Source organism: Phenylobacterium sp. (genome assembly GCF_030697305.1).
GTDB lineage: Bacteria > Pseudomonadota > Alphaproteobacteria > Caulobacterales > Caulobacteraceae > Phenylobacterium.
The window spans coordinates 1-5,408 of the sequence record NZ_JAUYQL010000084.1 but is presented as its reverse complement, the minus strand read 5'-3'; the positions used below and the strand labels follow the sequence as shown (position 1 = coordinate 5,408).

General features: G+C 68.3%; 7 protein-coding genes. 3 read left to right on the top strand and 4 right to left on the bottom strand.

Translation table 11 applies throughout. The features are described 5' to 3' along the window. The 3 genes from Q8R27_RS09165 to Q8R27_RS09155 form a co-directional block, all read left to right on the top strand. A partial coding sequence (locus Q8R27_RS09165; RefSeq protein WP_305698732.1) for a S41 family peptidase occupies positions 1-1,250 on the top strand: 1,250 nt, incomplete at its 5' end. Between the two features lie 98 nt (positions 1,251-1,348). Next, a complete protein-coding gene (locus tag Q8R27_RS09160) occupies positions 1,349-2,518 on the top strand; it encodes a divergent polysaccharide deacetylase family protein (RefSeq protein WP_305698731.1) in 1,170 nt (389 codons plus the stop codon). Next, positions 2,515-3,009, top strand: coding sequence for an RNA pyrophosphohydrolase (locus Q8R27_RS09155; protein ID WP_305698730.1), 495 nt, complete (start codon positions 2,515-2,517; stop codon positions 3,007-3,009). Before Q8R27_RS09160 ends, Q8R27_RS09155 begins: the two co-directional genes overlap by 4 nt. Here Q8R27_RS09155 and Q8R27_RS09150 read toward each other — a convergent pair. From Q8R27_RS09150 to atpD, 4 genes are all read right to left on the bottom strand, one after another. Beyond that, entirely contained in the window at positions 3,006-3,179 is a 174-nt protein-coding gene (locus Q8R27_RS09150) for a hypothetical protein (protein ID WP_305698729.1), read from the bottom strand. The genes Q8R27_RS09155 and Q8R27_RS09150 overlap by 4 nt on opposite strands. Positions 3,180-3,247: 68 nt before the next feature. Then, complete coding sequence (locus Q8R27_RS09145) at positions 3,248-4,009, bottom strand: hypothetical protein (protein ID WP_305698728.1); 762 nt, start codon at positions 4,007-4,009, stop codon at positions 3,248-3,250. A gap of 98 nt (positions 4,010-4,107) precedes the next feature. Next, positions 4,108-4,371, bottom strand: coding sequence for an ATP synthase F1 subunit epsilon (locus Q8R27_RS09140; protein ID WP_305698727.1), 264 nt, complete (start codon positions 4,369-4,371; stop codon positions 4,108-4,110). Positions 4,372-4,376: 5 nt separating this feature from the next. Further along, positions 4,377-5,408: F0F1 ATP synthase subunit beta (gene atpD, locus Q8R27_RS09135; protein ID WP_305698726.1), on the bottom strand; the 1,032-nt coding region annotated here is incomplete at its 5' end.

The following is a 5,408-nucleotide window of genomic DNA, read 5'->3' as shown; positions in this document are numbered from 1 at the left end:
AGCGCCAATACGTGACCGATGTGGATCAGAGCAAGCTGATCGAGTCGGCCATCGACGGCATGCTGACCTCGCTTGATCCCCACTCGGGCTATCTGAGCCCCGACAGTTTCGACGACATGCGCGATCAGACGCGCGGCGAGTACGGCGGCCTCGGCATCGAGGTCACCAGCGAAGACGGCGTGGTCAAGGTGATCTCGCCGATGGACGGCACGCCGGCGGCGCTGGCTGGCATCAAGGCCGGCGACTACATCACCGCGGTGGACGGCGCGAGCGTGCTCGGCATGTCTGTCACCGACGCGGTCAAGCAGATGCGCGGCAAGGCGGGCGAGCCTGTCGTACTGACCATCGCCCGCGAGAAGACCGACCCGTTCGACGTCAAGATCGTGCGCGAGGTGATCAAGCCCAAGTCGGTCACCGCGCGGATGGAGGGCGAGTACGGCTATTTGCGCATCGGCTCGTTCAACGAGAAGACCACCGACGAGACCGAGGCGGCGTTCGCCGACCTGAAGGCCAAGAACCCGAAGATGAAGGGGTTGGTGCTCGACCTGCGCAATAACCCCGGCGGCCTGCTCGACCAGGCGGTCGGCGTCTCCGACCTGTTCCTCGACGGCGGCGAGATCGTCTCGCAGCGTGGGCGCGATCCCCGCGATGTCGAACGCTACAACGCCCGTCCTGGCGAGATCACCAACGGCCTGCCGATGGTGGTGGTGATCAACTCCGGTTCGGCTTCCGCCGCGGAGATCGTCGCCGGCGCCCTGCAGGACCGCAAGCGCGCCGCGGTCGTCGGCCTCACCAGCTTCGGCAAGGGTTCGGTGCAGACCGTGATCCCGCTGCGCGGCGGAATGGATGGCGCGCTGAAGCTGACCACGGCGCGCTACTACACGCCTTCCGGCCGCTCGATCCAGAAGACGGGCATCGACCCCGACCTGGAAGTGGCGTCGAGCCGCGAAGAAGCCCAGGCCATCGCCAACAAGGCGTTCCAGTTCAGCGAAGCCTCGTTCCGCAATGCGCTGAACGCCGATGAGGGCAAGATCCGCCGTGGCGCCCACGAGCCCGCCGAGGCGCCCCCGGCCGACTTCGACGCCAAGAAGGACTTCCAGCTCACCCGGGCCAAAGACGTGTTGCGCTTCGGCTCGGTCGCGGCGACGCCGAAGCTGCCGAAGCCCACCGCCAAGCTCGCTGAGGTGGTGACAGGAGCCCGCGTGGCCGAAGCCAAGCCTCCAGCCGCCAAGGACGCGGTCGCCAAATAGGTCGGCCGACAGGTCCAAGTGACGCAGCCGCGGTGCGACGGACGGATTAAGCCCTTCGTTAACCATATTGACGGACCTTCCGCTCGGAGGCGTCCATCGTGCCGAGCTTTTCGAAGAAGTCCCTGAACCCGCAGCCTGCGGAACCGGCCCGTCGCCTCGACGCGGCAGCGATCGCGCGCACCGCCATCGCCAATCCCTACATGAGCGCGGGCGGCGCGGCGTTCCTGTTGCTGCTGACCATCGTCACCATGATCGCGGTCGGCGGCGACCCGAAGGCCGGCCAGCCCAGCGTGCGCATCTCGCTGGCGCGGGTCGCGGGCCCGCTGGCCCCTCCCGGCTGGCGTGAAGCCCTGGCGCCCGAGCGCGCCGGCGACCCGCTGGTCAGCGAGGCGATCTTCCAGCTTTCCCCGACCCCGTTGGAGCCGCAGTGGAACGGCGGCGGCGAAGCGGTCATCACCCTGCCCGGCCAGAGCGCCAATTTCGCCGCCGGCGACCCGCTGCCAACCGCGCCGATCGCCGGCCTCAGCGGTCCTGGCCCGTCCGGCCCGCTGCCGATCATCGGCGCCGACGGCCGCACGCCGTTCGAAGGCTACGCCCGCCCGTTTACGCCCAACGGCCGCCCCAAGGTCTCGCTGATCATCGGCGGCCTGGGGTTGAACGCCAAGGCCACCCGCCAGGCCATCGAGGGCCTCGCGCCTGAGATCACCCTGTCCTTCGTGCCATATGCTGAGGGCCTGCAGGGCTGGATCGACCTCGCCCGCGCCCACGGACACGAGGTGCTCCTGGAAGCGCCGATGGAGCCGACCGACTATCCGGACAATGACCCTGGCCCCTATACGCTGATGACCACCGCGCCGGCCGCCGAGACGGTGAAGAAGCTGGAGTGGGTGCTGTCGCGCGCCACCGGCTACTTCGGCGTCACCAACTATCTGGGCTCCCGGTTCATGACTTCCGATCCGGCGCTGGCGGGGTTCACCGCGGCGCTGTCGGCCCGGGGGCTGGCCTTCATCGACGACGGCCAGGCGGCGCGCCGCGCCGGCGGCCTGCCGCGGGCGTCCGCCGATCGCATCGTCGACAACCAGCTCTCGGAAGCCGCCGTCGATCAGCAGCTCGCCGCCCTCGAGACCTCAGCCCAGCAGCATGGACAGGCGCTCGGTTCGGGCTTCGCCTATCCCGTCACCCTGACCCAGGTCGCACGGTGGTCGGAGAGCGTCGAACAGCGCGGCTACCAGCTCACCCCGGCGTCCGCCCTGGCCACGCGCCGGTGAGGGACCTCTCGCAGTATCGGCCGAACGTCGGTGTCGTGCTGTTCAACGGAACCGGGAACGTCTGGCTCGGTCGTCGGGCGAACACGCCCGGCCCCTACAACTGGCAGTTCCCGCAGGGCGGCATCGACGACGGCGAGGACATCGCCGCCGCGGCGTTGCGCGAACTGGAGGAGGAGACCGGCGTCCACTCGGTCACTCGGCTAGGCCGCACCGACGGCTGGCTCACCTACGACTTCCCCGCCGACCACCAGGGCGCCAAGCAGATGCGCGGCTGGAAGGGGCAACGGCAGGTGTGGTTCGCCCTGCGCTTCGACGGCGCCGACAGCGAAGTGAATCTGACCGGCCACGGGCATCCGGAATTCGACGCCTGGCGTTGGGGTTACCTGGAAGAGGCCCCGGAACTCGTCGTGCCGTTCAAACGGGCGGCGTACGAGTCAGTGGTCGAGGCGTTCCTGCCGTTCGCGGCGCGCCAGCCGACGACGAGCGCCTAGCGCTTCTTGATCGCGAGCCGCACGAGGCCGATGACGGCCACCAGCGCCCAGACGCTCTCCATCACCACCGCCGACAGGTTGAAGTCGCTGGCCAGCGAATAGAGGATCAGGCTCGCGCCGACGAAGTTCGCCACGAGAGCCGGCGCGCGCTGGGGATCAAGACGGCCCAACGCCGCGCCGCCATAGGCGAAGAGGACCAGCAGGACCCCTAAAAGTCCTGCGAGATCGCTCGCTCCGATCAGAACTTCCGCTCGCTATAGAGCAGGGTGGCCTGATCGTACTTGCCATTCAGAGCCGCGCCGTCGGGACCTTTAAGCTGGACGAACACCAGACCGGTGGATTCCTTGTCGGTGAAGTACTCCCACGACAGGGTGATGCGCTTGATGTTGTCTGCACCGACCATGAAGTCGTTGCGCTGAAGCTTCAGCTCGGGGTCCTGCAGGAAGGCGTAGATGTTCAGCGAGGTGATGATCGGCTGCTCGGCGCCGAGCGCGTAACGCAGGGCGATCTCGCAGACGTTGCGGTTGGAGCCCTGCGGCTGGATCGTCGCAGTGTAGGCCCGGTCGCCCGAGAGCGTGATGGCGTAGGCGCCGCCACGGGCCTTCTTCATGCCGGCGCTCTTAGCGAGCTGATCGAAATTGCCGCCCTTGACCAGGGGCACGCAGACGCTCTGCAGCAGCGTGGTCACCGTGGCGCCGTCGCCGGTGGTCGGCAGGGTCGGAACAGCGCCCGCGGAGTCCGCGGAGGCCGGCGCGGCGCTGGGCGCGCTGGCGGTGGCGCCGGCGGGCGGAGGCGCGGTCACCGGCGCTTCTGGGGCGGGCGGTGTCACCGCGGGCGCCGGGGCGCTGGTCATCGGCGCAGTGGTCGTCGGCGCGCTCGCCGCAGGAGCCGCGGTCGCGGGCTCAGTCGGCGCCGGGGCGGTGACGGCGGCCGGGTCCTGGGCCTGGGCCGAAAAGGCCAGACCCGCAACGGCGATGAAGCTGACGAAAGCGGTTCGCATAAGTTTCCCCTGACTCGAAATCACCGACGCCTCTCTGAACGGCGGCGACAGACGCAAGTCCCTCGAACGCGGACTATAGCTTGACCGGGCGACCGGCTCTAGGCGGCTTCGACGGCGTGCTCCGCCAGGATCGTCAGGCCTTCAGGGGTCACATCGGCGAACCCGCCGCGCACCTCGTAGGCCGTGATTCGCCCGTCGTTATGCACCGTCACCCGTCCTTCTTTCAGGGCGGTCATGAACGGCGCATGACCGGCCAGCACGCCGAAGTCGCCTTCCGAACCCGGCGCGTCGACCTGGTCGACCTCGCCGGAGAACAGCTCGCGCTCCGGCGAGACCAGGGAGAAGTGAAGCTTCTCGGCCATGTCGTTTAAGCTTCCGCCGCCATCTGCTCGGCCTTGCGGACCGCGTCTTCGATCGTGCCGACGTTGTAGAAGGCCTGTTCCGGCAGGTGGTCGAACTCGCCGTCGCACACCGCCTTGAACGAGCGGATGGTGTCTTCCAGCGGCACGAAGATGCCGGGCATGTTGGTGAACTGCTCGGCCACGTGGAACGGCTGCGACAGGAAGCGCTGGATCTTGCGCGCGCGCGCCACCACCAGCTTGTCCTCTTCCGACAGCTCGTCCATGCCCAGGATGGCGATGATGTCCTTCAGCGCCTTGTACTGTTGCAGGATCTCCTGGACCCGGCGGGCGGTGCGGTAGTGTTCCTCGCCGATCACCAGCGGGTCCATGATCCGCGAGGTGGAGTCGAGCGGATCCACTGCCGGGAAGATCGCCTGGGCGGCGATGTCGCGGGACAGAACCGTGGTCGCGTCCAAGTGGGCGAACGAGGCGGCGGGCGCGGGGTCGGTCAGGTCATCGGCGGGAACGTAGATCGCCTGCACCGAGGTGATCGAACCCTTCGAGGTCGAGGTGATCCGCTCCTGCAGGTTGCCCATCTCGGTGGCCAGCGTCGGCTGATAGCCCACGGCGGAGGGGATGCGGCCGAGCAGCGCCGACACTTCCGAACCCGCTTGGGTGAAGCGGAAGATGTTGTCGATGAACAGCAGCACGTCCTTGCCTTCCTGGTCGCGGAAGTACTCGGCTTGCGCCAGGCCGGTCAGGGCCACGCGGGCGCGGGCGCCGGGAGGCTCGTTCATCTGGCCGTAGACCAGGGTGCATCGGCTCTCGCCGCCGCCGCCCGCCTGGTTCACGCCGGACTCGATCATCTCGTGATAGAGGTCGTTGCCTTCGCGGGTGCGTTCGCCGACGCCGGCCAGCACCGAGTAGCCGCCGTAGGCCTTGGCGATGTTGTTGATCAGCTCCTGCATGGTCACGGTCTTGCCGACGCCCGCGCCGCCGAACAGGCCGATCTTGCCGCCCTTGGTGTAGGGGCACAGCAGGTCGACGACCTTGATGCC